Consider the following 22,338-nt stretch of genomic DNA (forward strand, 5'->3'; position numbering starts at 1 on the left):
AAAAGTGCCCGGTCCTTACTTCCGCAAGATGTGGTGGCTTTCACGTCGCATACAGGACGTACTTTCACAGGATGTGATGACTTTCGCGTTGCATACAGGACGTACTTTCACAGGATGTGATGACTTTCGCGTTGCATACAGGACGTACTTTCACAGGATGTGATGACTTTCGCGTTGCATACAGGACGTATGCGCACTTAGCGAAAGTTCCTTTAGGAAAGTTCCTTTAGGAAAGTTCCTTTAGGAAAGTTCCTTTAAGAAAGTTTCTTTATGTGTGATGGGCTCGCGTCTTTTCAGTGCTGAATCGTCGCTTCGGTTACTCGCTTGCCTCGGGCGCACTGTCTTTTGCGGGACCAAAAATCTTATACTTTCAAAAACCGAGCGAAAAACGCGTGCTTTCAGTCGTATGAAGTATTTGCCCGTTGCTTCAATTGCTCACCTAACGGTACCGAACGCCTCGGAACGGATGCCGATCCTTTATACATTTTGAGGCTGGGCTGCACTCAGCGCTTGCTTGGCCGTAATCAGCGCCAGCTTGTAAACATCATCTGCCGAACAGCCGCGTGACAAGTCGTTAACCGGCTTGGCCAATCCCTGTAAAATCGGTCCCACTGCTGTATAGCCGCCGAGTCGCTGTACCATTTTGTAACCAATATTTCCTGCATCGATATTTGGAAAAACAAACACAGTCGCTTTGCCGGCAATCGGGGAATCCGGCGCTTTTTTAGCTGCTACTTCCGGCACATAGGCAGCATCAAACTGCAGCTCGCCGTCAACCGCAAGATCCGGTGCTTTCTCATGAACGCGCTTTACTGCTTCGTTCACTTTATCAATCGACGGGTCTTTTGCCGATCCCTTCGTAGAGAAGCTGAGCATTGCAATTTTCGGATCGATACCGAACAGTACCGCTGTCTCCGCTGATTCGATGGCGATTTCCGCCAATGTTTCACTGTCGGGCGATATGTTAATGCCACAGTCGGCAAAAACGAATTCTTTATCCCCCTTCGTAAGAATAAAGGAACCCGAGATCCGTTTCTTGCCCGGCTGTGCTTTGATGATTTGCAGTGCCGGACGCACGGTTTCAGCGGTTGAATGGGCTGCACCGCTGACAAGTCCTTCCGCTTCGCCCAAGTAAACCAACATCGTCCCGTAGTAGCACGGATCGCTTAACCACTGTGCCGCTTGGGCAGCATCCGTCTTTCCCTTTCTGCGTGCCACCAATGCATCGATTTTAGTCTGCAGTTCTTTATCCGTTTCCGGATGCAGAAATCGAAGCTTATTTTCAGAAGCAAGCGTCCTCAATTCCTCAGTGGATTCTTCTTGTTTCCCAATCAGAATGGGCACAATCAATTCTTCTGACGCTAAAGTGCACACCGCTTCGCGAATCCGTTCATCGTCTGCTTCAGGAAAAATAATCGACGGTTTCCCCTTCTTAATTTCGGGTTTCAATCGTTCAAATAAGTCTGCCATCGTCCATCGCCTCCCAATAATTATCTTATACCTTTAGTATAAACGAAAAGAACACATCCTACATTTGGAAAGTTAATTTCATCCTCTGATCCAATTGGGAAACTGTGCTATATTAGACTAGGTGAGAAAATGAAAAAAAAGAGAGGTGTTCACGATGGCTGAAGCAGCACAGACACTCGATGGCTGGTACTGTCTCCACGATTTCCGTACCATTGACTGGTCGGCATGGAAAGAAAAATCCGAATGGGAGCGACAGCAAGCATTAAATGAATTTAATCAGTTTTTCAGTCGTGCCGAGATTAACGAAGAAGCGCATGATGGAAGCTTTGCGCTCTATTCCGTGCTCGGTCAAAAAGCGGATTTCGTTATGATTACGCTTCGCCCAACGATGGACGAACTCAGTGATCTGGAAACCGAATTTGATAAATCAAAACTAGGTGAGGTGACCGATCCCGCCTATTCTTTTGTTTCGGTCGTAGAACTAAGCAATTATCTGGGCAAAGACGGCGGCGATCCCTATGCGAATCCCTATGTTCAGAAGCGGTTGAAACCGATCCTTCCAAAAAACGACTACTTCTGCTTCTATCCAATGGATAAACGGCGCGAACATGGCGATAATTGGTATATGCTACCGATGGAAGAACGGCGTGAGATGATGAAGAGCCACGGACAAATCGGCCGCAAGTATGCCGGAAAAATTCATCAGATCATCACCGGGTCGGTCGGTTTCGACGATTGGGAATGGGGCGTAACCCTTTTCTCAGATGATCCGCTGCAATTCAAGAAAATTGTTTATGAGATGCGTTTTGATGAGGCAAGCGCCCGTTTCGGCGAATTCGGACCGTTTTTTGTCGGCAATCATTTAACACAAGAGCAGTTTCAACAAAAATTTTTCATCTAATCTTCTGATGTAAAGACCTGGAAACAGGTCTTTTTTTATTGGCCGTAATTCCAGACCCGCTGTCATCATTTGCGATCAGACGCATAGGCTTTATATGTACTTAAGAACCTTGGCTTATAAATCTTCCGTTCAAGCAGCCGGGCTGGTTCGACGCACCACTTTAAAAGGCGCGCGCCAATCCGGACGGCCGCACTGATGCGTCACTTTTGCAATGGGGATACCGATGCCAATTCACATAAGATTCTTCACCAAAAGAAAAGGGGGCAGGCATGATTATGGCCGTGGTTCAGTATACGTCGAACGATGTTTCACTTCTCGCTCGTTTAATGCGTGCCGAGGCAGAAGGCGACGGTCAGCTCGGTATGCTGATGGTCGGCAATGTCGGCGTCAATCGGGTACTCGGCAACTGTCTTGATTTTGAAGGATTGAGGACAATTCAACAAATGGTTTTTCAGAGTCCTGGCGGTTTCGAGGCAACGCAAAAGGGATATTTTTATCAAGCGGCTCGCTCACAAGATAAACGGCTTGCCGAGCGAACACTTAAAGGGGAACGGTTCCATCCTGCATCGAATTCGCTTTGGTTTTTTCAGCCGGCAGGCGCGTGTCCTGCTCAGTGGTACAATCAGTGGAACACCGGCCGCTTTAAAGCACATTGTTTCTTCTCCCCTACTGAATCGGATTGTCCGCGAGTTTATTGACCAATCGATTGTTAAGGAGTGAGTTCATTTATGGGCGTTCAATTTCCGCCAGACAGCTGGCCTTATGGCGCAGCATTTAATCCGGATCCCCAAGCGCAGCAGACCTGGGATGACTCAAGACAGCAAGTCCAGCCACAGCAGCCGAGCGGTTCATTTCCTTTTCAAGCTCAGACGCAGCAGCCAATTGGTGCACCGCAGCCCGCACCACAAGCATTACCTTATCCTTTTCCGGCTTATACGCTCCCGGTTCCGCAGACCGGTGCACCGCAGCAACCGGTCAGCCCACAAGTTCTTCCGCTGCCTTTTGTCGAACAATCTTATATTGAAAACATTTTGCGACTGAATTTAGGCAAAACAGCAACCGTCTACTGCACCTTCGAAGGCAATAGCCAATGGAACGCGAAAACGTTTACCGGTACAGTTGAAGCGGCCGGACGTGATCATGTTATTATTGAGGACGAAGAAACACAACGACGCTTCCTCATTCCGATGGTGTTCGTCAACTATTTCGAGTTTACCGGACCACTGGCGTACGAATATCCTTACGCGGCGCCAACTCCTGCCGGGCGTTAATTCCTGCAATCGTGAAAAAAACAAGCTGTGCTCGGTCCTTAAACCATCCTAATTTTGTGTGCGCTTCGATTGCTCGCTGGCACGCGGTTCCCGCTGGCGCTAGAGTACCTCCACTTTGATTCTCGGTCAAGACATGGGTCTATTGGTTTGAAGACGGGGCAAAATCTTATCCTTTTTTTCCTGTAAAAAAGACGAAGCGGTTCGTAAAAACCGCTCCGTCTTTTTCGCGTACATCACGCACGCAAGACCGCTGCAACAACGAGTACCCAGCTGATGAGAAAAAGAACGCCGCCAATCGGTGTGATCGCCCCCAGTACGCGGACACCGCTAAGCGTGAGTGCATACAAGCTTCCTGAAAAGAGCACGACGCCAAGCGTCATCAACCAGCCGGCCCAAGCGAGCAGTGTCGTCTGTCCAGTGAAGACCGTCAGAGCCAAAATGCCAATCAAAATCAGCCCTAGTGCGTGAACCATTTGATACTGAACGCCGGTTTGGAAAATGGAAAGATTCTGCTCCGTCAAGCGCGCCTTCAGCACATGTGCGCCAAAAGCGCCAAAAGTAACCGATAAGAACGCCAGAATGGCACCAATTGCAATAAAAACTTTCACATGAAGCCCCCCCTCTCATTATTTGTCCCAATGCGTATTCCTTCATCGCTTGCATCGCTTTAATGAAAGCTGCACGCTTTACGCAACGGTTTTGTTGCTTATTTCTCATTCCAATAGTTTTTATAAATCGCTTGTGTGCCGCTGTTTTCTTCGCCCTGATCAGCGAGCGCTTCGTAGATCTCCTTTGACAAGGCGAGGCCCGGAGCATCCATGCCCATGGCTTGCGTTGATTCCAAAGCAATTCGTTCATCCTTGATCAAATGCTTGATGTAAAAACCGGGTTCGAAATCTCCTTTTAGCATGCGCGGCCCCAGATTGCTCAGTGACCAGCTGCCAGCAGCCCCGGTTTCAATACTCTCCATGACTTTGTCTGTATCAAGTCCAGCGTGTTTTGCATAGGCTAACGCCTCGGCCACACCGATCATATTGGATGCGATCGCGATCTGATTGGCCATCTTTGTATGCTGACCGGAGCCTGCTTTCCCTTGATACACGATCTTCTGGCCCATCGCCTGGAAAACGGGTGTCATTGCTTCGGCGTCGTGCGCGTCACCGCCGACCATGATGGACAGCGTCCCATTCTTTGCCCCGACATCTCCGCCGGACACCGGAGCATCCAATGCATGCAGCCCTTTAGGGGCAGCCGCCCGATAAATTTTTTCAGCGAGCTGCGGCGAAGACGTTGTCATATCAATCAGATAGGCGCCTGCTTTTGCATGAGCGATGATCCCATTATCAAAATAAACGGAAGCCACATCTTTAGGATAACCAACCATTGTAATCACAATGTCGGCTCCTTCAGCGGCTTCCGCGGGACTTGCTTTCCAGACTGCGCCTTCGGCAATAAGATCGTCTGCCTTGCTTTTGGTACGATTATAAACGTGAAGTGCAAAACCCGCCTTCATCAAATTGCGGATCATGCCTTTGCCCATAACTCCGGTTCCAATAAACCCAATCGTCTTTTCTGCCATGCCTCTCACTCGCTTTCCTATCCTTAGCATCTAGGATAACGATAGCATGAACACCTCTCATTTTCACGTCATACGCAGTGCTCAGACCTTTCGAATTTGGAAAAAGTGAGTGAACACCCAAGGATAGACCGCCATCGGAAAGTTAATCTGCCAAGAACCGATACCAGCGATTCGCGAATCGTAAACCAGCTGTGCCTTTGCAAACAAACTGCGCACATCTTCAAACCAGACCACGCGGTTCTGACCGCTGTCGTCGGTATAATAGAAATAAGCGGCTTGATCTGTTGTTGAATAATTAATCGGTACCTGTTCGCTCATTGCCAGATCAATGGCGGCTTGATACGTAATCGCCCGGCCCGGATTCTGAGCGGAAAACGGAATCGGCCAATCATAACCGTAAAAAGGTGTACCCATGATTATTTTATTTCGATCCATTAGGCTAGCAGCAAATTCAAGCGTTTCGCGAACAAGCTGAATTGGAGCGGTTGCTCCTGGCTCACTCCCGCTATAATGCCAGTCATACGCCATAATGAAGAATTGATCGACGATCGCACCGATTGCTGCATAGTCATAGCCACGCACCCAAGGCACATCATCATTCGTTTTTGCAGGCACAGCGATACTCAGATTCAAATTGGCCGATTGTGTCCTTTGCTTTAGCGCTTGCAGAAACATCACAAACGCATTGCGATCCGCCGGCAGTACGCCTTCGAAATCAATATTGATCCCGCCGTAGCCGCTGGAGGTCGCCATGTTGATCATGTTGTCGATCAGAGTCTGCTGCACACTCGGTGTATTTAAAACACGTTGCACTAAAGCCGAATTAAATCCGGTCGCCGTCAAATTGGTTACGGTCAGCACCGGGGTCACCCGCCCGCGCCAAGCGGCAAGCACCGCGGCATTGTCATTGAGCGGACTCAGATCGCCGTTCCAATTAAAATGCGTTTCAAAAAGTGCAATGTACGTTAAATACGGCGCATTATTAGCAATAACCGATTGATCAAGCGCCGGCGTCCGAAGCTGTGAATAGCTGAAATGAGTGGCGACGCGCCGCTCAATCGTTGGAAGATTAATTTTCTGACCAATACTCAGCTGATCTGGGTTGATTCCTGGATTTGCTTGTCGGAGCGCGCTTAACGGTACATAAGCCATACGCGAAATCGTCCATAAACTGTCACCGGGCTGCACTGTATAAACATCGCTAGTCACCAGCAGCGCTTGACCGGTAACAATATTTGTCGCCGCCAGCCCATTGACGCTTCTCAATGTGTCCACCGGAACATCAAACTTCTGACTGATCGCAAATAAAGAGTCTCCGGTTCTTACTGTATAAACAAACATTGTTTCACCCTTCCCCGCGCACCAAGATTTACAGGTATGCACGATACTCAAACATAGGCATTTCACTCTAACTTATTCAGCAGCTGAGGAACGGTTCCACAACGGTACATAGATTCATAGAGAAAAAAGCGTTATGATAAGAGACGTTGCGAATTTTATTGATCACTATGAGCAACCTGTGGTAGAATGAACGCCCTTAAAGTGAAGGGCATAGAGTATAGAAAAGTACGGAAAGAAACGAGGGTTATTTATGGCTGAATTCATTCCATCCCGGCAAGTTCAAGCGCTTCCCGCCAATTACTTCACCAGCATTGAACAAAAAATTGATGCTGTGGTGAAGCAGGGCATTGATGTCATCCATCTTCATACCGGCAGTCCGGATCAGCCGACGCCGAAACCAATTATCGAAGCAATGAATCAAGCCGCTCCGCTCCATGAGAATCAAGGTTATCCTACTGCAGGCGGCAAACGTTCTTTTAAAGAAGCAATCAGCAGCTTTTACAGACGCGAATATGGGGTCACGCTTGATCCCGAAACAGAGGTGACCGTCTTTGACGGGGCAACGGTGGCGATTTCAGCATTACCGCAAACACTGCTAAATCCGGGCGATGTCATGTTGACGACCGATCCCGGCTACCCGCTGTACTACGTCTGTCCGGAACTTGCCGGTGCGCGGACCTACGGAATCCCGGTGCGCGCAGAAGACGACTTTTTACCGGATTATCGAACGATTCCTGCAGATATTTTGGAAAAAGCGCATTTGCTGATGTTAAACTATCCGAATAATCCAACCGGAGCAATGGCTACCGAGGCATTCTTTGCTGATACGGTACGTTTCTCACGCAAACATCAAATGCCGGTTGTCCATGATTTTGCCTATGCGGCATTCGGTTTTGACGGGAAACGTCCAATCAGCTTCCTGCAGACGCCGGGCGCAAAGGAACAAGGCATTGAAGTGTACACGTTGTCAAAAACATACAACATGGCCGGATTCCGGGTCGGCTTTGCAGTCGGAAATGCGTCAATTATCCGCGCGCTCAGCACCTTCCACGACATTGATCACTCCGATGTCCCGAGCCCGATTCAGGATGCGGGATCGGCTGCGCTGCTTGGCGCGCAGCAGTCAGTTCAGCAATTATGCGCGCTTTACGAACAGCGCCGAAATGTCTTAGTCGAAAGCATGCGCGCGATTGGTTGGGATGTCCGTGCACCAAAGGGATCATTCTTCTGTTGGTTCAAGGTACCGAACGGTTACACTTCCGAGTCCTTTGCTGATGCTCTGCTCGAACGTGCTCATGTTGCCGTCGCACCCGGCGCCGGTTTCGGCACCCATGGCGATCAATTTGTACGCGTCGGACTGCTTGAGCCTGAAGAACGGCTCAAAGAAGCCGCCGAACGCATTAAAGCATCAGGAATTTTAAGTGAAGCACCCGTAAAAAATTAAGCATAAGAGAAACAAAAAGAACTTTTCCCGATGCTATTCGGGAAAAGTTCTTTTTTAAATGACGCGGTAGCCGATCAACAGAATCACAATTAAGACTACCGTACTGAGCACGAGCAGAAGTCCTGCCGGTTGCTGTTTTTTCCGTTTGCCAAGCGCCGCTTCCATCAAACCGATTAATGCAAAGGACAGAACGGCTTTAACGACCAGCATGAACGGAAAATGGATGATGAACAGCATCGCTATTCCGGTTCCAATCATCACCAAATAAGTGAGCCGCAGGATCATACTCCATACTTTTTGCTGGTAGAAAAGATAGCTCAGGAGAAAAAGAATCACCATAAGTCCCCAAACCAGCCCATGGATTTGTGCCAAACTATGCATCACTATTCCTCTTTTCTTGTACGAAACTCTCTTTATTTTACCATGAACCTGTACCATTCCCAGGCCAAGCCGCATCGATGTACCCACACATTCGAAAAACAGGACCATCCACACAAAAGTTGTCACCAACGACCCCAGAAGCGCGCATACAAGAAGGTGCCTCAACGTCACCTTTGACTATTGAGACACCTTCCTTGAGATCAATAATTAATTGCCATGACGTGACAGGTCACATTGCTCAAGCGGAATCAGTTTCGTTCTCATTTTCCACTTGGCAATCAGCCAAACGGCGAGGAAAATAGGAATGCCGATGTAAGCGGCAATAATTCCGCCCCAGTCGATTTCCCCTCCAGAAAAAGCACCGAAACTCTGACCGATAATGACGATCAGGCAGACGGCAAAAGCAAACAGCGGACCGAATGGGAACCATTTCGCCCGGTATGGCAGATCACTAAGCTTACCGCCTTGTGCAACATAAGCACGCCGGAATCGATAATGGCTGATTGCGATCCCGAGCCAAGCAATAAACCCGCACATGCCCGATGCGCTGAGCAGCCAGTTATAAACAATACCATCGCCAAAGCCGGAAGCAAAGAAGGCAAGCAGGCCAAAGGCTGCCGTAACGATCAGCGACCAAATCGGAATGCCGTGTCGCGTAACATAGCCGAGGAATTTCGGCGCCTTGCCCTCTGTGGCGAGTGCATAAAGCATACGTGTCGATGCGTACAGACCTGAATTGCCTGCCGACAGAACAGCTGTCAAAATCACCGCGTTCATGACTGATGCAGCAACAGCAAGCCCGGCGCGGTCAAACACCAATGTGAACGGGCTGACCATGACCGAGTCCGTCGCTGACAGATTGTGATTGGTATAAGGTAGAATCATAGCAATGACAAATATGGCCAAAATATAGAAGAGCAGAATACGCCAGAAAATCGTATTCATCGCTTTCGGAACATTTTTTTCTGGATGCTCGCTTTCACCCGCACTGACGCCGAGCAGTTCAGTCCCTTGGAATGAATAGCCCGCCGCCAGAAAGACGCCGAATGCAGCGAGAAAACCGCCATGGAACGGTGCATCGCCCACGGTAAAGTTCGAGAATCCAGGCACACCCCCGCCTAAGATACGGAAAATCATCAGCAAACCGATGATGATAAAAATAATGACGGTCACAACTTTAATAATGGCAAACCAGTATTCGGACTCGCCGTAGCCTTTCACAGTCAAGGCATTCAGTAAGAAAATAATCGCTAGAAACAGACCGCTCCATAGCATGGATGGACTGTCCGGGAACCAGAATTTCATGATCAGCGTTGCCGCCGACAATTCACTGGCAATCGTGATCGCCCAGTTATACCAGTAATTCCAACCGAGTGCAAAACCAAAGGACGGATCGACAAAGCGGGTTGCATAGGTACTGAACGACCCACTGATCGGCATATAGGTAGCCAGCTCACCCAAGCTGGTCATCAGGAAGTACACCATCACTCCGGTCAGTCCATAAGCAAGCAGTGCTCCACCCGGTCCGGCAGTATAGATCGCGTTCCCGCTCGCTAGGAACAATCCGGTTCCGATCGCCCCTCCAAGCGAAATCATCGTTAGGTGACGTGACTTCAATCCGCGTTGCAATTGATTCTTGCTGTCTTTCTTCACTTGTTCTCTCTCCCTCTCTGTAATTCAGAGGAACATGCGGCATAAAAATGAATGAACGATAAAAACGCCCGTCAAAAGCATCGTGATGCTCTTAAACGGGCGAACTCTTCATAGTAAAGTTAATAAGATCTGCTTGAAAATTAAAGTCAATCGATCCACTCACTCCACGCACATCTTCCCCGATAGCACACCACACGCAAACTGCTCGCATGTGACAGTTTCGCTCCTTTCGGAAACGAACCCAACCGATTCGGCAAGGGATCCGAACCCGCTTCGGCAACAGTTCCTTACGCACACCGTCCGGCGTCCCTTCGCCTCAGATGTACTTCTCATAACTGCCGCGCCTCTACCCCCTCTGTTTGCGAGGAGACTTTTTTCGACAACAGGCTTAATTCTACCTGCATCCCAGATAAAATTCAACCAAAAGGCCTTTTTAAACCGGTATTTCAGGAACTTACCAATGCATGCACGTTTGTGTCAACGTTATAGATAAGATCAATAAACATCGGCGAACCACTGCCGACCAATTCAACTCAGGGCGTGACGTCATACCGGTTCCTGCTGCGCCTCCTGATACTCAGCAATCGCCTTCATAAAGGCTTGTCCGTATTTTTCCAGCTTCTGCTGGCCAACGCCTTTGATCATTAGGAATTCATGGTCCGTTGAGGGGAGCCGTGCGCTCATTTCGCGCAAAGACTGATCAGAGAAAATAATATAGGGCGGCACATATTCTTTCTGAGCCAGTGCCTTGCGTACTTGTTTCAAAGTTTCAAAGAGTGCATCGTCCACAGCAAGACGTTCCGCACGTACGCTGCCCTTTTTATACACCTTTGCTTCGCCTTTTAAAACAGCGAGCGAGCGATCGCTCAGTGCGAGCACCGGATAAGCACCGCCTTGCTGCACAAGATACTGCTCGGCAGTCAGAAAATCGATGAATTCACTGATCTGCTTCTGCGTTTGCTCCTGCATGATGCCATAGGTTGAGAGCCGATTCAGATGAAATGTCTTCACCTTTTGATCCGATGCACCGGCGAGTACCTTGGCAACCATCATCTTGCCATAACGTTCGCGCAGCCGCTTGACACACGACAGTACTTTTTGGGCTTCAATCGTTACATCGGATTGTTCACGTGTATCCAAGCAGTTGCCGCAATGCCCGCAATTGTCTGGATCTTTATCTCCGAAATAGCGCAATATGTAACCTTGCAAACACGTTTCTGTGTGGCAATAACCGATCATCTGCTCCAGCTTATGGTACTCCGCATGTTTCAATGCATCATCCATCTCAGATTGATCGATGAAGAATTTCTGCAGCCGAATGTCCTGTGGCGAAAACAACAGGATGCAATCGCTCTTTTCTCCATCGCGTCCGGCACGCCCTGCCTCCTGGTAATAGGCCTCAATATTGCGCGGCATATTGTAGTGAATCACAAAGCGTACATTGCTTTTATTAATCCCCATACCAAACGCATTCGTCGCAACAAGGACCGTCAGATCATCATAGAGAAAACGTTCTTGACTCATCGCCCGTTCCTGTTCCGATAATCCAGCATGATAGCGACCGACTGCCAGTCCTTTCTCCGCAAGGCGCGCAGATAAGCGGTCAACCTCTTTGCGGGTTGCAGCATAAACAATGCCCGGCTGATCCTGATTTTTCTTCAGATAGTCGAAAAGAAAGACATCCGCACTTTGTCCACGAATCACTTGAAAGTTCAGATTGTCACGGGCAAAGCCAGTAGCGATCACGTGATCCTGCGCAATCCCCAGAAGCTGACAAATATCTGCGGTGACATTCGGCGTCGCCGTTGCGGTCAGTGCGACAACCACCGGTTTCTGAGAAAAGCGCGTGATCATCGCTGGAATCGAGCGATAGCTTGGCCGGAAGTCATGTCCCCATTGCGAGATGCAGTGCGCCTCATCGATAGCAACCAGAGAAACCTTCATCCGTTCCAGAGCCCGTACAAAATCAGGAACCTCTAATCGTTCTGGAGCGATGTAGACCAGTTTATACTTGCCGCGGGCAGCCGCTGTCAGGCGCTCTTTTCCTTCAGTGAAGCTGAGTGAGCTGTTGATGAAGGTTGCTTGGATGCCGGCATTGCCAAGCGCATCAACCTGATCCTTCATTAAAGAAATCAGTGGTGAAATGACAAGGGTAACGCCGGGGAAAAGCAGTGCCGGAATCTGGTAACAAAGCGATTTTCCGCCGCCCGTCGGCATAATGCCAATCGTGTCGTCGCCGTCAAGCAAGCGCGTAATGATTTGATCTTGACCTCTGCGGAACTCATCATAGCCAAAATATTTTTTCAAGGCTCGGTGCGCTGCATCATCCATCATTGAAATCTCCTTTAATCGTTGGCCTGCGTATCGGATCGTACGGGACTGTCTGTAACATTCGCCCGCTTCCACAAGCCTTTTCCCATCCTTAAACGTCGTATAAACGCTAGACCCATTTTATCATAATTATCCCGTTTGCTCTTGCCCTCACAGTTCAAGTTCAGACTGCCTGCGCGTGTCGGCACCAAGTACTTGATTCATCATGCGCAACGCATAGTCATTATCCTCCTTGACGTTTGAGGCGCAACAATCTTGCGGCACCATCAGATGAAAGTCGCGCATATACGCATCATTTGCCGTAAACAAAACGCATAGGTTGCCTGCTACCCCAGTCAAGATCAATGTATCCGCACCCAAATCATGCAGGAGTGCATGAAGCGGCGTCGCGAAAAAGCCGGAATGTTTCGGTTTAATAATAAAGTAGTCCTCAGGATCGGGGAGGAGTTGACGTACCGCTTCAGCCCCCGGTCCTTCCAGCGCCGCGTGAATCAGATCATCGCGATTCGATGCCCAGCGGCCACAATTATCGTTCACATAAATAATTGGAATGCCTTGTTTTCGCGCCCTGTCCATCAAACAGGCCAACGGATGAATCATTTGCTTGATGCCATTCAAGAGCAGCCCGGCTTTGCTGAATTGAAGCGGATTGATCATATCAATGATCAGCAAAGCTTTATTGTCGTTCTTCATCGCCCGCGCCTCCTCTGTTCCCCCATTATTGCCAAAGCGGTTGTTCCGCATTCGCCAATGAAAATCCACGAAACAAATCCACACCGGATACATATGATGGGAGCAGATAAGTATCTGAAAAGGAGGAGTCATGATGGATAAGAATAATCCCGACAAACCGCAGTTGCCCAAGAGAAGGAACCTCATGAATGATCTTGATGCCTTCTTCGAACGCAATCCTTTCGGTGATGTATTGAGATCCATCGACGATTTTTTCAGCAGTCATTCCGTGTCCGGTTTCCCAGTTCATTTCTATGAAGCGGAAAAAGAATGGGTGGTTGAAGCTGAGCTGCCTGGAGCAGAACGAAAGAATATTCATATTGAACTCTTCAGCGATAAAGTTAAAATTTCAGTGAACAATAATGTGGTAATGAATACGCAGCACCAGCAAACCGGTGCTTTTACCCACGAATACCGTTTTGACCATGCTGAGCGCGTCGTGACCATACCGTATACGATTGATCGTGCGCGTACCCAGGCTTCCTACATCAATGGGATCTTAAAGATTCACGGACCAAAAACGCCGAAAAAAGGACACCGGCTTTCAATCGAATGAATGCAAGGCAAAGAGGCTGCTTCATAGGAGGCAGCCTCTTTTCATAGCTCAAAGACAGCGCTTATGTAAGTAGAATCCCGTTCATTTGGATAGTCGCGCAACAAATCGTTCCAACCGATCCAAGCCATCTTTTAAGACATCCATCGAATAAGCATAGGACAAACGCAGATAACCTTCACCATAAGATGAAAAGGCGCTTCCTGGTACGGCTGCCAAGCGCTCCTGATCAAGCAGCTGCAAGGCAAAGTGTTCGGACGTCCGCCCAAACTTTTTAATCGACGGGAAAACGTAAAACGCCCCGGACGGCCGCACAACATCAAGACCCATCGCTTCGAGGCGGCCGATGACATAATCCAGCCGCTCCTTATAAGCGCGACGCATCGGTTCCGCATCGTTCTTCCCGGTCGTCAGTGCCTCAATAGCAGCGTATTGCGTGATGCTCGTAATGCAGGAAATACCGTATTGATGCACTTTAATCAATTGTTCAGCAATCGGTTGGTCCGCGAGAATATAGCCCATGCGCCAGCCGGTCATCGCATGCGACTTCGACAACCCGTTAATCACCAGCGTCTTCTCTTTCATTCCTGGAAAGGTTGCAATTGATCGGTGCTTTTGATCGTAGGTCAGCTCGCTGTAAATTTCATCAGAAACGACGAAAACTGGCTTATCCTTTAGCACTTCAGCGATTGCTTTCAATTCTTCGTACGTCAGCACGCATCCGGTCGGATTGGATGGGTAAGGAAGAATGACCGCCTTCGTTTTTTCAGTCAAATTTTCAGCGATCTGGGCGGCTGTCAGTTTAAATGCCGTTTCCCGAGTGTCGATAAAGACAGGTACACCTCCGGCAAGTGTGATCGGCGCGGCATATCCAGGATAGGCTGGTCCCGGCAGAATGACCTCATCGCCAGGTTCAAGAATCGTACGAAAAGCAAGATCAATTGCCTCGCTTGCGCCAACAGTGGTGATGATTTCCGACGCCGCTTCATAGTGAAGATCATATTTTTCTAAAATATAATTTGCAATCGCCTGTCTTAATTCAATTAAGCCCGCGTTTGCTGTATAGGTGGTTTTGTTGTGATCAATCGCAGTTTTCCCAGCATCTTTCACATGCTCGGGTGTTGCGAAATCCGGTTGGCCGATGGTCAATGAAACCGCCCCCGGATAGTCTTTCACTTTATTAAAGAATTGTCGAATGCCACTGATTTGAATGTCGCGAACATGACTGTTCACAAGGTGTTCCATAGCCGTCATGATCTTCCACTCTCCCATCGTTCATCTCTATTTGATTAGAAAACTTGGCTTTGCCAAGCCTCTGGCGAAGGCAAAGGCTTAGTTGCACTTACACTCGTTTCCTTAAATCTTTTTATTTTCTATACTTTCTTACCAGTGTGAGAAAAACCGGGCAAAAAGCGTCCGGTCCTTACTTCCGCAGGATGCGGTGGCTTTCGCGTTGCATACAGGACGTACTTTCACAGGATGTGATGACTTTCGCGTTGCATACAGGACGTGCTTTCACAGGATGTGATGACTTTCGCGTTGCATACAGGACGTGCTTTCACAGGATGTGATGACTTTCGCGTTGCATACAGGACGTATGCGCACTTAGCGAAAGTTCCTTTAAGAAAGTTCCTTTAGGAAAGTTCCTTCATACATGTGTGATGGTCTCCTGTCTTTTCGGTGCTGAATCGTCGCTCCGATTGCTCGCTTGCCGCGGGGCGATTCGGGCGCTTTGCGCAGCTGTTTGTAAACAAAAAGCCTGCACGCCTCAATCTGCGTAAAGGCTTTTCTGGGTTACCTGCTTATTCAGCAACGGCTTCTTTTTCTTTTTGAAGCTTAACTTCCTGCGTCCAGCCTAATTTATCTTCAATCTTGCCGCTTTGTATGCCGGTGATCGTGTCGTACAATTTTTGCGACAGCTTGCCGGTTTTTCCGTTTGCCACTTTAATGACATGGTCTTCCCACTTCAAGAAACCGACCGGAGAAATAACGGCTGCCGTTCCGGTACCAAAGACTTCTTTCAATTTTTGTTTTTCTGCTTTTTTGAACAGCTTGTTCACAGAGACTTTCTTCTCTTTGACCGTTATGCCCCATTTTTTAAGCAGTTCAATGACAGAAGCACGCGTCACGCCTGGGAGAATACTGCCGTTCAGTGCCGGAGTCCATACTTCATCGTCAATTTTGAAGAAGATGTTCATGCTGCCGACTTCTTCAATATATTTATGTTCCACACCGTCCAGCCAAAGCACCTGATCAAAGCCCAGCTTTTCCGACTTCGTCTGTGCTTTGAGACTCGCCGCATAATTGCCGGCGGTCTTTGCGTAGCCGACACCGCCCTTAACCGCACGGACGAACTCATCTTCAACATAGATCTTTACCGGACTCATGGAGTTGCCAAAGTAAGCACCCACTGGAGACAGAATAATCAGCAGCTTATAGGTTGCTGACGGATGTACGCCCAATGCCGCATCCGTACCAATAATAAATGGACGAATGTAAAGCGATTGCCCCGGTTCGGATGGAATCCATGCTTCTTCGATGGCAACCAGTTTTTTTATCGCTTTGATCACAAACTTTTCATCAATTTTTGGGATGTTCAGCCGATCACACGACTGATTCATACGCGCCATGTTTTTATCAGGGCGAAACAATAGGACACGTTTGTCTTCCGTCCGATACGCTTTTAATCCTTCGAAAACTTCCTGACCATAATGAAAAATCGTTGCAGCCGGATCCAATTGGATTGGTCCGTAGGGTACAATTCTTGCGTCATGCCAGCCTTTTTCCGTCGAATAGTCCATTTCGAACATATAATCGGTAAAAAGTTTACCGAAACCTAGTTTCGCGGAGCCAGGCTTTTCTTTCAAATGATCAGCTTTTTTGAACGTGATCGACTGCCCCATGATACGAATCCTCCTAAAGTTTCATATTCCTAATTTGATTATAGCAATCCGTTTCGCCAGACGCCACATCACGCAGCAATTCATGCATGCGGATTTCACTTTTCTTTTCTTTAGTATCGATAATGCCCTTATTAATATTCCAGAATTGTTTGGGGTAACTTAAAGGCCGTTCTTGCGTATACATATGCGGCATAAGCGCTGTGCAAATGCTAGGCGAATAACGCGTCGTACACATGTTTTTTTGGGCGGATTTCATGCGTGTAATCATTGAAAATACACACATTTTTACGCAACAAAAAAAACATAAAAAAATTCATTCAAAAGGCTTCTATTGTCTTGATCATCCTGCTACAATGTTCTGGTTGACTTAGGAGAACGCTTAGGCGGACGACGGTCTTCTCAATTATCGTTCACGATGAAAGGAGCGCTTTACCATGCGCCAATTTACTTTTGCCTCTTGTGCTTTGTATTTTCTGACCGGACTGACGGCTATTTCTATCGGATCTGTGATGCCTGAACTTTTAAGTTACTACCATGTTTCATACACAATTGGTGGAAGACTAATTTTTGTTGGTGCAATGGGATTTCTTGCAGGCGTTCTGCTGACTTCATATCTCAATCGCCGCTTTCATCCGAAAGCGCTGCTGACCTTTTCCGCGTTGTTGATTGCTGCAGCGCAATTCAGCATCTTGCTATTGCCGCCGTTTCCATTGTTTATGGCTCTTTATTTTCTCAACAGTGTTGGATCGGCTTCTATCGGGATCGTCGTTGCCACCATGTTCATTGAAGTGTTTATCGGCCGTCAGGCAGTAGCGATGAGCTATCTTGAAGTATCGTTCGGACTCGGTGCTTTTACAATGCCGCTTCTTGCCAGTTTCTTTATCGCCCATGATATCTGGCGTTATCTGTTCGTCATTACCGCCGTGCTCGCAGTCATCCTTGCCATTGTCTGGACGCGCATTTCATACTCGAAAACCATGGTCGATACTCGCGAGCCCTTGGATGCCTCGGGTTCAAGCGATGCGCAGCGACCACTCAGCAATCAATTAAAATGGATGGTACTTGGCTTTTTCGCTTTGATCGTCTTCCTGTATGGCGGGCTTGAAGGCAGTCTGAATAATTTCATGTCTTCAATTTTCATGAACTATTTAAACCAAGCTGCCTATTATGCCTCAATCAGTGTCGGTATTTTTTGGGGTGCGATGGTTATTGGCCGTGCAGCAACTGCATTTGTCATCCGCAAACTCACCTACAGCAAATTTCTGTTGATGAGTATCGCCGGAACCATCACCTCACTGTTGTTCTTCATTTTTATAAAGAATGTGATAACGGGATACATCTTCGTTGGTACACTGGGACTGATGATGTCCGGGATTTACTCGATCACCTTAGTCTACGCAAACTACTCCATCCCAAACAGCGCACACTTGGTGACGCCAATTATCTCGGGATTATCCGGACTGGGTGCCGCCGTGTTCCCAGCCATTACCGGATTCGCGCTTGACCGTGCGGGTGTCGGCATGACCTTGTGGTATATCGTTAGCATCGCCGTTGCGTATCTCATCTTTCTGCTGGTAATCAATCAGTTGCGTAGCGGCCGCATCAAATTTAATTGGCATCTTCATCGTGCCCAGCCTGCCTTCGCAGGACGCCGCACACGTTATAAATAAATTTAATTTGAATAAATGATAACCCGTACGGCTCATCCGTACGGGTTTTTCATTCGGCCTATATCAACAGATTCACCTGTTTTTGATGAACTCACGCCATCATCCCGAATAAATTGTGATAAGAGGAGGAGCGAGTAATGGACGAGCAAATTCGAGCGGTTGATTATGCCTTCATCAATGCACTAGGGACGATAAGTGCGGCTATTGGTGCCACACCGTCCATCACGCTTCCGGAAGAGATAAAGAATGGTCTGGATGTTGTGGGCAACGCCTTGCAGGCAACCGGGAATGGTCTAGATGCAAACATTAGCGAGGGTCTGGATGCGGTCGGCGGTACCATGCAAAGCTTCGGCAACGGACTCGTCATCTATGGGGACATCGCCGCGCAACCGCAACACGATAATCTGCGAACGACTACGATCGGCAACATGCTTCAGGCACTTGGAGGGTCGCTGTCGCTGCAGTCGGATCTGGAAACGGAGGAACGCAATCGTGCGACCGCCCTCTCGATCATTGGCAACTTGTTGCAGATTGCCGGCAACTCACTTCAGGCGGTCTCGACGATTCTTCAGATCAATCAAGCGGCAGACGAAGCCAAGACGGACCAAGTTAACGCGACCGGCAGTTGGGTACAAGCCACCGGCGCATCACTCTCTTTCCTGGCTGCCTATGATCGGGCAACAACAATCCCCTTTGAGTCACGTGACACCGGTCACTTCATTCCTTCTTCCGCCAGCCTAATGGACTGAACCTGGGCATGCTTATTCATGTTGAACTCGAGCTTCATTTCATTCTTGTGATCAACATAGCCAATGATTTGCCCGCCCTCGCGTATATTAAATGAATAATAATCAGTGCCGTAGTGGCGAATCACCTGTTCTTTGCTGTCCCCGATTTGAATCTCTCGATAGGTTTTGAGCGGATTATTTGGGCGAAAAGAAAATGACGGCAAGGCAGGCAATGAGTCTGAAAACACATTGCCAAGGCGCACGCGCTGCATTTTAAGCAGATAAAAGGCGGCAATCCGCCCCTTGTGCGGTTCGGCCCTTTTTGAAGCCGTAACCAGCCCGCCCTTCCAGGAATAATAGACCAGCTTTCGATCCTTCTGCGCTCTTGGAATCGGCTTGCCAAATCGACGGACAAACGCCTTTGATTCAATCGAGTCGCCGATACGCATGCCATGGAACGCCTCTCGGGACAAATCCGTGGACGGGGTACGCATCGCGGGATTGATTGCGCCAGCGGCGATCCACCAAGCGGCAGCCATGAGAAGGGCGGCGATGACACTGATGAACACAAAATACATCCATTTCTTCTTTTTCATCGATTCTCCTTTGCGCTGTACCGAAAATGATTTACTTTGATTATACGCCTACGCGTGGCAGAACTGCATGTCTGTCACGTGTGCGCCAACCGTTTGGACCGGTGCATGCTGACGCAATATGTGTTTCAGAAGATAGGATTTAACAGCATTTCGATGACCGTGTTGATCTCAAAAAAAGTGGTAAAAATTGGGGTGCGGATCTGCTTTCCATGAAAATCAGCGCGTCTCTCGTTATAATAGAGACAACTTGTTAGAATGTGATGTGATCATCCATGCATGCGTTAACTGAAAAAGAACACCACCAATTGATTGATACCGTTCAAAAAAAGGCAGCTGCATCCTTGTTCTTTCCCGATGCCCCTGTGCTTCATGTCTATTCTGGCATCGTCCAAAAAGAGAACATTTGGATCAGCGGCAATCGGATTGCCTATGTTGGGCCGGATGAACCGCTGATTTCCGAAAACACGGAAGTTTGCCGTTTAAAAGCAAATCAGATCATGGTCCCTGCCTATATTGAGCCACATGCCCACCCCTTTCTTGTTTATAACCCGCTTTCTTTAGGCCGTTATCTGACGGAAAAAGGAACGATGATTTCAGTCAATGACAATAGCTTCGCTTTGGCGCATTTGAGCGGTGAACAAATGGAACAGTTTGTTCACGAACTGAATCAAGCAGGCGGACACTCCTGGTTATGGTGGGCTTACTTTGAGAACCAGCATCCTTCAACTGCTGCGCTGGAAAAATGGCTGAAGCAGCCGTTCGTGATGCAGGGCGGAGAATTGAGCCACTGGCTGCCGCTTAAATTAGGTGCTCAGGACTTAAAGGATAAATTGTTTGCCGTGCGTCGCTCCGGCAAACGGATGGAAGCGCATCTGCCCGGTTCATCGCTCAACACACTCAACCTGTTCGCGGCATCCGGAATGACGGGCGATCACGAGTCTATGACTCCGCGCGATGTAATTCATCGGCTCAATCTCGGTTATTATACTGCGATTCGCAACTCATCGATCCGTCCCGATCTTCCGGTAATCATGAGCGGATTGGCACGGCATCCGGGACTTGATCTGTCCAAGCTGATGCTGACCAATGACGGCGCATCACTTCCCTTTTTACACCATGCCACACATGCCGCAATGATTAGACAGACCATGGATTGCGGTATTTCTATGGCGGACGCGTACCGAATGGCGACCTTAAACCCGGCAGTATATTACCATATCGACGACCTGTTCGGTAGCATCACGCCGGGCAGAATTGCCGACATCAACATTATCGAATCGCTTCAGGAGCCCGAGCCGACGAGCGTTCTTTTTGAGGGAAAATGGCTCGTGCGCAACGAGAAACGAATGACCGAGCCGGTTGCTCTTGATCTGAAACGTTATTTTAATCACGCCGACACGCGTCATTTGCCGGAACAGTATCCGCTTAGCCCAGTCGCGCCGATCGGTCTCGAACTGCAAAACAGCGTCATTACCCGTCCGTACCCCTTTGATCCGGTCAGCCCGCTGTCTGATGATGAATGCTTTCTTACCTATATATGCCGATTAACCGGTGCCGTCTTAAACACACGTATTCGCAACTTTGCGCATTCGCTTCAGGCACTGGGAAGTACCTACTGCGCCTCTGGCGACATCCTGATCATCGGGCGCGACCGTGCTGCAATGCACGCCGCCTACCAAGAAATCCGCCATGGATTCCAAGGGATCACGGCACAGTTTGATGGTACGGATGCGTTCTCGTTCAGCTTGGATCTGCTCGGTGTCATGAGCACACGATCGATGGACGCATTGAGTCCCAAAGCCGAACAGTTCTTGCAAGCAATGAAAAAGGACGGCTTCGCTTTTGACGATCCGTTCTTCTGTTTGTTTTTCCTGACCGAACAGCATCTCCCGTTCGTACGACTGACGCCAAGGGGTATCCTTGACATCAAGTCCAATCAGCTGATTGTGCCAACCATTAATAACTGATGTGCTCCAGATACAGGCCGCAGGCGTCCGCCAGGCGGCCTGTTTGTACGCGCTGCTTCGATTCGAGGATATGCGGAATCGCATCGACTTCGATTGCGCATATCCCGACTTCAATGAGTGTGCCGACCATTTTCCGCGCCATGTTGTACAGAAAGCCATCACCGGTCAAGCGGATATCAATGAAGCCATCATGCGCATCCATTTTAATCGCCGAAATCGTGCGGACTGCTGACTTTTTCTTTGATTTTGCATTTGCGTAAGCAGTAAAATCATGCGTGCCGATAAAATGCGTGCCGGCCTGCCGCATGCGCGCGATGTCCAACTTTTCGTCAACATGCATGCTGAATTTTCGCATAAAAGGATTACTGTTCGGCTCATTCCAAATTTTATATAGATAGGTTTTCGCTTTAGCATTGTAACGCGCATGGAAACGTTCAGAAACGCGTTCGATGGTCGGCACGCAAATATCTCTAGGCAGCTGATGATTCAATTGATTGAGAAAATCCGCTTCATCAAGCAGCGTCTCCGTTTTGAAATTGGCAACTTGTCCCAGTGCATGAACACCGGCATCGGTTCGGCTGCAGCCGACGATTTCAATGGACTGACCGATAATTGCTGTCAGCGTTTGTTCGATTTTTCCTTGAATCGTATTCTTCGTATCGCCCAGCCGCTGCCAGCCTTTGTAGCGGCTGCCGTCATACTGGATGGTTAATTTATAATTGTTCATTTCTTTCTCCTTTTGAAGCCTCATAAGGCGTCTCATTCCTACCTCCGCATTGTCCCGCAACTTCAGTCCGCTTGTCAATTTTGCATCCTGC

General features: G+C 48.6%; 20 protein-coding genes and 1 riboswitch. Of the genes, 8 read left to right on the top strand and 12 right to left on the bottom strand.

Annotation, left to right across the window (positions count from 1 at the left end; genetic code table 11):
• Window positions 1-477: 477 nt before the first annotated feature.
• Window positions 478-1,470 carry a phosphate acetyltransferase gene (gene pta / locus AA84_RS0104135; RefSeq protein WP_028976149.1) on the bottom strand — a complete coding sequence of 331 codons (993 nt, stop codon included), beginning with the start codon at window positions 1,468-1,470 and terminating at the stop codon, window positions 478-480.
• 154 nt (window positions 1,471-1,624) lie between these two features.
• Here pta and hemQ point away from each other — a divergent pair, with 154 nt between their 5' ends.
• From hemQ to gerQ, 3 genes are all read left to right on the top strand, one after another.
• Window positions 1,625-2,371 carry a hydrogen peroxide-dependent heme synthase gene (gene hemQ / locus AA84_RS0104140; protein WP_028976150.1) on the top strand — a complete coding sequence of 249 codons (747 nt, stop codon included), beginning with the start codon at window positions 1,625-1,627 and terminating at the stop codon, window positions 2,369-2,371.
• A gap of 275 nt (window positions 2,372-2,646) precedes the next feature.
• Window positions 2,647-3,069, top strand: coding sequence for a cell wall hydrolase (locus AA84_RS0104145; RefSeq protein WP_028976151.1), 423 nt, complete (start codon window positions 2,647-2,649; stop codon window positions 3,067-3,069).
• A gap of 30 nt (window positions 3,070-3,099) precedes the next feature.
• Window positions 3,100-3,642, top strand: coding sequence for a spore coat protein GerQ (gerQ, locus tag AA84_RS0104150; RefSeq protein WP_028976152.1), 543 nt, complete (start codon window positions 3,100-3,102; stop codon window positions 3,640-3,642).
• 233 nt (window positions 3,643-3,875) lie between these two features.
• On the opposite strand, the gene AA84_RS0104155 is transcribed toward gerQ, so the two are convergent.
• The 3 genes from AA84_RS0104155 to AA84_RS0104165 all read right to left on the bottom strand — a co-directional run bounded on the left by AA84_RS0104155 (window position 3,876) and on the right by AA84_RS0104165 (window position 6,562).
• Window positions 3,876-4,250, bottom strand: coding sequence for a DUF423 domain-containing protein (locus AA84_RS0104155; protein WP_028976153.1), 375 nt, complete (start codon window positions 4,248-4,250; stop codon window positions 3,876-3,878).
• A 98-nt stretch (window positions 4,251-4,348) separates the two neighbouring features.
• Window positions 4,349-5,221 carry an NAD(P)-dependent oxidoreductase gene (locus AA84_RS0104160; protein WP_028976154.1) on the bottom strand — a complete coding sequence of 291 codons (873 nt, stop codon included), beginning with the start codon at window positions 5,219-5,221 and terminating at the stop codon, window positions 4,349-4,351.
• A gap of 81 nt (window positions 5,222-5,302) precedes the next feature.
• A complete protein-coding gene (locus AA84_RS0104165) occupies window positions 5,303-6,562 on the bottom strand; it encodes a glycosyl hydrolase family 18 protein (protein WP_028976155.1) in 1,260 nt (419 codons plus the stop codon).
• A gap of 250 nt (window positions 6,563-6,812) precedes the next feature.
• Here AA84_RS0104165 and AA84_RS0104170 point away from each other — a divergent pair, with 250 nt between their 5' ends.
• Window positions 6,813-8,006, top strand: a complete 1,194-nt coding sequence (locus AA84_RS0104170) for an aminotransferase class I/II-fold pyridoxal phosphate-dependent enzyme (RefSeq protein ID WP_028976156.1) — start codon at window positions 6,813-6,815, stop codon at window positions 8,004-8,006.
• 54 nt (window positions 8,007-8,060) lie between these two features.
• Here AA84_RS0104170 and AA84_RS0104175 read toward each other — a convergent pair whose 3' ends face one another.
• From AA84_RS0104175 to AA84_RS0104190, 4 genes are all read right to left on the bottom strand, one after another.
• Window positions 8,061-8,387 carry a DUF1516 family protein gene (locus AA84_RS0104175; protein ID WP_081788048.1) on the bottom strand — a complete coding sequence of 109 codons (327 nt, stop codon included), beginning with the start codon at window positions 8,385-8,387 and terminating at the stop codon, window positions 8,061-8,063.
• Between the two features lie 207 nt (window positions 8,388-8,594).
• Entirely contained in the window at window positions 8,595-9,983 is a 1,389-nt protein-coding gene (locus AA84_RS0104180; RefSeq protein WP_223362608.1) for an amino acid permease, read from the bottom strand.
• 232 nt (window positions 9,984-10,215) lie between these two features.
• Window positions 10,216-10,397, bottom strand: a riboswitch (Lysine riboswitch).
• Window positions 10,398-10,586: 189 nt separating this feature from the next.
• A complete protein-coding gene (recQ, locus tag AA84_RS0104185; RefSeq protein WP_028976159.1) occupies window positions 10,587-12,371 on the bottom strand; it encodes a DNA helicase RecQ in 1,785 nt (594 codons plus the stop codon).
• A gap of 150 nt (window positions 12,372-12,521) precedes the next feature.
• On the bottom strand, window positions 12,522-13,064 hold the full coding sequence (locus tag AA84_RS0104190) for a cysteine hydrolase family protein (RefSeq protein WP_028976160.1): 543 nt from the start codon (window positions 13,062-13,064) through the stop codon (window positions 12,522-12,524).
• A gap of 133 nt (window positions 13,065-13,197) precedes the next feature.
• Between AA84_RS0104190 and AA84_RS0104195 the strand changes: the two genes are divergently transcribed.
• Window positions 13,198-13,659: an Hsp20/alpha crystallin family protein gene (locus AA84_RS0104195; protein WP_172969028.1), complete on the top strand. Its 462-nt coding sequence runs from the start codon at window positions 13,198-13,200 to the stop codon at window positions 13,657-13,659.
• A gap of 81 nt (window positions 13,660-13,740) precedes the next feature.
• Here AA84_RS0104195 and AA84_RS0104200 read toward each other — a convergent pair whose 3' ends face one another.
• Window positions 13,741-14,901, bottom strand: coding sequence for an aminotransferase A (locus tag AA84_RS0104200; protein WP_028976162.1), 1,161 nt, complete (start codon window positions 14,899-14,901; stop codon window positions 13,741-13,743).
• A 557-nt stretch (window positions 14,902-15,458) separates the two neighbouring features.
• Entirely contained in the window at window positions 15,459-16,559 is a 1,101-nt protein-coding gene (locus AA84_RS0104205) for a branched-chain amino acid aminotransferase (RefSeq protein WP_028976163.1), read from the bottom strand.
• Window positions 16,560-16,993: 434 nt separating this feature from the next.
• Between AA84_RS0104205 and AA84_RS0104215 the strand changes: the two genes are divergently transcribed.
• Together AA84_RS0104215 and AA84_RS17045 are read left to right on the top strand one after the other, a co-directional pair.
• On the top strand, window positions 16,994-18,229 hold the full coding sequence (locus tag AA84_RS0104215; protein ID WP_028976165.1) for an MFS transporter: 1,236 nt from the start codon (window positions 16,994-16,996) through the stop codon (window positions 18,227-18,229).
• A 137-nt stretch (window positions 18,230-18,366) separates the two neighbouring features.
• Window positions 18,367-18,978, top strand: coding sequence for a DUF6944 family repetitive protein (locus tag AA84_RS17045; RefSeq protein ID WP_051575203.1), 612 nt, complete (start codon window positions 18,367-18,369; stop codon window positions 18,976-18,978).
• On the opposite strand, the gene AA84_RS0104225 is transcribed toward AA84_RS17045, so the two are convergent.
• Window positions 18,942-19,553: a hypothetical protein gene (locus AA84_RS0104225; protein ID WP_028976166.1), complete on the bottom strand. Its 612-nt coding sequence runs from the start codon at window positions 19,551-19,553 to the stop codon at window positions 18,942-18,944. The genes AA84_RS17045 and AA84_RS0104225 overlap by 37 nt on opposite strands.
• Window positions 19,554-19,825: 272 nt before the next feature.
• On the opposite strand from AA84_RS0104225, the gene AA84_RS0104230 reads away from it, so the two are divergent.
• The gene (locus AA84_RS0104230) at window positions 19,826-21,520 is read left to right on the top strand and encodes an adenine deaminase C-terminal domain-containing protein (protein ID WP_028976167.1); all 1,695 of its coding nucleotides are present in this window, start codon (window positions 19,826-19,828) and stop codon (window positions 21,518-21,520) included.
• Here the strand turns inward: AA84_RS0104230 and truA are convergent.
• Window positions 21,510-22,247, bottom strand: coding sequence for a tRNA pseudouridine(38-40) synthase TruA (truA, locus tag AA84_RS0104235; protein WP_028976168.1), 738 nt, complete (start codon window positions 22,245-22,247; stop codon window positions 21,510-21,512). The genes AA84_RS0104230 and truA overlap by 11 nt on opposite strands.
• Window positions 22,248-22,338 lie beyond the last annotated feature (91 nt).

Origin of the sequence: Sporolactobacillus terrae DSM 11697 (assembly GCF_000648615.1) — a bacterium.
GTDB classification, from domain to species: Bacteria; Bacillota; Bacilli; order Bacillales; family Sporolactobacillaceae; genus Sporolactobacillus; species Sporolactobacillus terrae.

Excerpts from the sequence above, each read along its gene's own strand:
- pta (WP_028976149.1), bottom strand. The coding sequence starts at position 1,470 with ATGGCAGACTTATTTGAACGATTGAAACCCGAAATTAAGAAGGGGAAA.
- hemQ (WP_028976150.1), top strand. The coding sequence starts at position 1,625 with ATGGCTGAAGCAGCACAGACACTCGATGGCTGGTACTGTCTCCACGAT.
- AA84_RS0104145 (WP_028976151.1), top strand. The coding sequence starts at position 2,647 with ATGGCCGTGGTTCAGTATACGTCGAACGATGTTTCACTTCTCGCTCGT.
- gerQ (WP_028976152.1), top strand. The coding sequence starts at position 3,100 with ATGGGCGTTCAATTTCCGCCAGACAGCTGGCCTTATGGCGCAGCATTT.
- AA84_RS0104160 (WP_028976154.1), bottom strand. The coding sequence starts at position 5,221 with ATGGCAGAAAAGACGATTGGGTTTATTGGAACCGGAGTTATGGGCAAA.
- AA84_RS0104165 (WP_028976155.1), bottom strand. The coding sequence starts at position 6,562 with ATGTTTGTTTATACAGTAAGAACCGGAGACTCTTTATTTGCGATCAGT.
- AA84_RS0104170 (WP_028976156.1), top strand. The coding sequence starts at position 6,813 with ATGGCTGAATTCATTCCATCCCGGCAAGTTCAAGCGCTTCCCGCCAAT.
- AA84_RS0104175 (WP_081788048.1), bottom strand. The coding sequence starts at position 8,387 with ATGCATAGTTTGGCACAAATCCATGGGCTGGTTTGGGGACTTATGGTG.
- AA84_RS0104180 (WP_223362608.1), bottom strand. The coding sequence starts at position 9,983 with ATGATTTCGCTTGGAGGGGCGATCGGAACCGGATTGTTCCTAGCGAGC.
- recQ (WP_028976159.1), bottom strand. The coding sequence starts at position 12,371 with ATGGATGATGCAGCGCACCGAGCCTTGAAAAAATATTTTGGCTATGAT.
- AA84_RS0104190 (WP_028976160.1), bottom strand. The coding sequence starts at position 13,064 with ATGAAGAACGACAATAAAGCTTTGCTGATCATTGATATGATCAATCCG.
- AA84_RS0104195 (WP_172969028.1), top strand. The coding sequence starts at position 13,198 with ATGGATAAGAATAATCCCGACAAACCGCAGTTGCCCAAGAGAAGGAAC.
- AA84_RS0104200 (WP_028976162.1), bottom strand. The coding sequence starts at position 14,901 with ATGGAACACCTTGTGAACAGTCATGTTCGCGACATTCAAATCAGTGGC.
- AA84_RS0104205 (WP_028976163.1), bottom strand. The coding sequence starts at position 16,559 with ATGGGGCAGTCGATCACGTTCAAAAAAGCTGATCATTTGAAAGAAAAG.
- AA84_RS0104215 (WP_028976165.1), top strand. The coding sequence starts at position 16,994 with ATGCGCCAATTTACTTTTGCCTCTTGTGCTTTGTATTTTCTGACCGGA.
- AA84_RS17045 (WP_051575203.1), top strand. The coding sequence starts at position 18,367 with ATGGACGAGCAAATTCGAGCGGTTGATTATGCCTTCATCAATGCACTA.
- AA84_RS0104225 (WP_028976166.1), bottom strand. The coding sequence starts at position 19,553 with ATGAAAAAGAAGAAATGGATGTATTTTGTGTTCATCAGTGTCATCGCC.
- AA84_RS0104230 (WP_028976167.1), top strand. The coding sequence starts at position 19,826 with ATGCATGCGTTAACTGAAAAAGAACACCACCAATTGATTGATACCGTT.
- truA (WP_028976168.1), bottom strand. The coding sequence starts at position 22,247 with ATGAACAATTATAAATTAACCATCCAGTATGACGGCAGCCGCTACAAA.